Below are 1,193 nucleotides of genomic sequence, written 5' to 3' on the forward strand. Positions count from 1 at the left end.
TGCCGAAGGACGCAGAGCAGTCGTCATGGCGCTGATTCCCTGTGAAACCAGCGCCACCCGGCGCCGCAAGTGCATCAGAAGTGAGTCAGAGCCAATTTTCGATGCCGATTGACAGACCAGAGCTGCGACAAAATCGACGGCGACGTTCGTGCGGCCATCGCTGTTTCCTTTTCGTCGAAGTCGGCCTCGTCGGGCGTATGCCCGTCAAGCGACGAATGGGGGCACCCCTCGTTGTAGACGGCCAGATACCGGCCGATCGAAGCGCGCGCTTCGGACACGCTGTCGTAGACTTTCAGATAGACCTCCTCATCTCCCGCCATCTGCCGCTCCGCGTCGGTCAATGCCACTGGTTCGACCGATATGACGAACAAGTCCAGTTGCGTGTGCGACAACCTTTTCATGGCCGACCCCTCCGGAATCTTCGATCCCGGGAAATTAGCCATGAGCTGATCGGCGAAGCGGCGCAAGAGGATCAGTTGGCCGACGGGAAGCCGCGGAATGGCTACGATCGCAAGAGCGCTAGCCTCCTGAGCGAACATCCATTCGGGAATTTGATAGGTGCTGCCATGGGCCTGACGAATCAGGAAATAACGAACACCGTCATGCACGAGGTCTCCGACGACCACGACACTCTGACCAACCAGCGGGTGAAACGGATATTTGACCTCCGCTTCGAATGTCAGAAACCCAGCACTATGATCCCGGCTCCGATGAAGGTAGGCGTTCCTGGACACGTCTCGCTTCGCTTCTTGCGGCATGCAAGTTGAACAGCGTCGATCCCTATGCCTGGATGAAGGCGACGCTCGAGGCAATCACCGATGGCCATCCGCAGTCGCGCATCGACGAGCTGATGCCCTGGGCCGTCAAATCCTCGTCGCCGACGCCAGCCGCACGGCCGGCAAGATAGCGCCGGAGATCTGGACCTCGGTGCTTGCCGCCTGAACCAAAGAACGCCCGAACCCAAATTCATGCCATTCGTGAAATTTGCACCACAGCCTTATAGCCGGATGAGAAGGCCGCCGCCGCAGATCGGTTTTTCAAGTCGCGAATCGAAAATCAGGCGATCACGTCCTCGTCGCCCATCTGCTTTGGACACATCGCGAGACGCTCGATCATCCAGCGGCCCGCCGGTCCCGGCGGGTCGGACGCCCGATAGACGACGGACATGGGTAAGGCGAGCCCGCCAGAAGGTA

The 1,193-nt window shown here is 59.5% G+C and carries 1 protein-coding gene and 1 pseudogene; one reads left to right on the forward strand and one right to left on the reverse strand.

What is annotated here, in order from left to right; genetic code table 11:
• Nucleotides 1-176: 176 nt before the first annotated feature.
• Nucleotides 177-308, reverse strand: a pseudogene (locus tag EDE12_RS21705) (integrase core domain-containing protein); the annotation flags it as partial.
• 455 nt (nt 309-763) lie between these two features.
• Here EDE12_RS21705 and EDE12_RS22055 point away from each other — a divergent pair.
• Nucleotides 764-907, forward strand: a complete 144-nt coding sequence (locus tag EDE12_RS22055; RefSeq protein WP_166671925.1) for a transposase domain-containing protein — start codon at nt 764-766, stop codon at nt 905-907.
• Nucleotides 908-1,193: the final 286 nt, after the last annotated feature.

It is taken from the genome of Methylosinus sp. sav-2, assembly GCF_004366495.1.
Lineage (GTDB): Bacteria > Pseudomonadota > Alphaproteobacteria > Rhizobiales > Beijerinckiaceae > Methylosinus.